General features: G+C 74.5%; 1 protein-coding gene. It reads left to right on the top strand.

Going from position 1 to position 2,193, the window contains the following annotated elements; all coding sequences use genetic code 11:
• Positions 1-539 precede the first annotated feature (539 nt).
• Positions 540-2,193 (top strand): hypothetical protein (locus CH341_RS30795; protein ID WP_111423421.1); only part of this gene is annotated, 1,654 nt, incomplete at its 3' end.

Here is a 2,193-nt window from a genome sequence, read left to right as displayed (position 1 = left end):
CTCCGCCCGGCGACGACCGGGGGTCTCGGTCACGGCCGAGCATCCCGCTCGTCGCGCGGGGCGGAGACGGCCAGTTCCGACCGGAGAACGGCCCGCGGAGGATTGCCCCCGGGGCGGTCCTCCGCTAGGCCGGCACCATGCAGACACGAGCATTGGGGCCGGCGCTGCCGCCCGAACCGGACGACGCCCGCCGCGCCGCGAGCCCGGACACGCCGAGTGTCGGCAGCCGTGGACCGGCCGGGACCAGGGCCGGCGCCGAGACTGGGACTGGGGCCGGGACTGGGGCCGGGGCCGGCGCCGAGAGCCGTGGTTCCGCAGAAGCCGGGACCTCTGGCGCGGCTGCCCTTGCCGCAGCGCCCGTCGCTTCCGGTCGGACCGGCCCGAAATCAGCCGATCCCCATTCACCCAATACCCATTCACCTGATGCCCATGTCGTCGCCGGCCTGTCGCTCACGGCAGCGGAAGCGTCCGCTACACGGAGGTCGCCGCTGCGGGCGTCGCCGCCCTCGGTAGGACCGTGGCTCGGCTGGGCGGCGGTCGTGGCAGTCGCGCTGGTGGCGGTCGGCCTCGCGGTCTCCACCTGGCTGGCCTATGCGGCGGTCCCCGACGGCTTGTGGGTCGACGTCCATCACGACCGCAACGGCCATTTCGGCTTCGGCCTCGATCTCGCCCTGGCGCTGCGCAGCGGCGATCCGATCGGCTTCGTGTCGCAGCTCGCCAAGGCCGTGGTCTGGCCGCCCGTGCACGGGCTCGTCCTCGCTGGCGTTCTGGCGATCGGCGGCCCGGACCACCGGCTCGCCATCCTCCCGAGCCTGCTCGGCTGGACCGCCACGGTCGTCCTCTCCGCCATGCTGGCGCGTCGCCTGTTCGATCCGGCTCCGGGCTCCGCGGGCGCGTCCCGCGATGGTTCGGGCCGTGCATCCGCCCCGGCCGCCGCCGTCGCGGCCGCGGTGGCGGGCGCGCTCGCTCTCTCCAGTCCGGCCTTCGCCCTGCTCGGCTCCGACGTCATGCTGGAGGGGCTGGGCGCCGCCTTCTCGGCCCTCGCGCTGCTGTGCTTCGCCCGCGCCATGGATGCGCCGGCCGACCCGGCGCGCTGGCGCGCGCTCGGCCTCGTCCTCACCATCCTGTTCTTCCACAAGGGCAATTACTGGGGCCTGGTGCTGGCCGCACTGGTCGTCACGGCGGCGATCGAGCAGCGGGGCTCCCTGATCGGGCTGGCGCGTACCGCGTTGGGCTGGATCCGGACGCTTCGTCCCGGTCGCCTCGTCGCCGGCTTGGCCCGTGATCCCCTGCTGATCGCCGCCCTCGTGCTCGCTGGGGTGATCGCGGCGATCTATCGGCGCGGCCCCACCAGCTTCGACCTCTTCGGTCGGGCCGTCTCGCTTTATCCGCCCGAAAATCTCGTCACCATCACCTATGTCCTGGTCTTCGCCCGGCTGGCGATCGCCTGGACGCGGCTGCGGCCACGGCTCGCGCCGGCGCTCGGGGTGCCGGGCCGCGCTTTGCTCGCCTGGCACGTGCTGCCGGTGGCGGTCTCGTTCCTGATTCCGAAGCGTCTCTCGGCGTTCCTGTGGTTCATCGGACCGTCCAATTCGCCGGCCGGCGAGGCCTACGATCCGCTGCGCGGCGCGGCGCTCTACTGGCGCATGGCCGCCGATGGATTTCATGTCGATCCGTCGGTCGCCCTCGTGACGGCCGGCCTGTTCGGTCTCGGCTTGGTCGTCGTACGCCGCTGGTCGCCGGGCGGCCGCGCCGTCTTCGTGCTGGCGCTCGTCGCCGCCGCCGGGGTGATCGCGCACCCGTATCACCAGGGCCGTTTCCTCGCCTCCTGGCTGTTCGTCTGGTGGGTCGGGGCAGGGGCGGGGGCCGGCCTCCTGGTGAGCCTCGCCGCCGGCCGCGCCCCGTTGCCCCGGATCCGGGCCGCTGTCGCGGTGTTGGTGGCTCTCGTCGCGCTCGGCGCTGCCGCGCTGGTTCGTCCGCCGCCCTCGGCGACCGTCCGCGAGGCGTCGAACCGCACCCTCGGGCCCTCGACGCTCGCGCTGGTGACCCCGGCGTTGCCGCATCTCGCCGGCGCCCGGACCGTCGGCGTCGCGGCGACGTCCGGCCGCTCCGCCTTCTTCGGCTGGGCCGTCCACGTCGCCTGCCGCTGCGCCGTGCCGATCGACGGCCCCTGGCTCGCCGCCGGCGCGCCGC

It is taken from the genome of Rhodoplanes roseus, from assembly GCF_003258865.1.
Taxonomy (GTDB): domain Bacteria; phylum Pseudomonadota; class Alphaproteobacteria; order Rhizobiales; family Xanthobacteraceae; genus Rhodoplanes; species Rhodoplanes roseus.
Note: the sequence above shows the minus strand (reverse complement) of the source record. Positions and strands in the feature narration are given on the sequence as shown.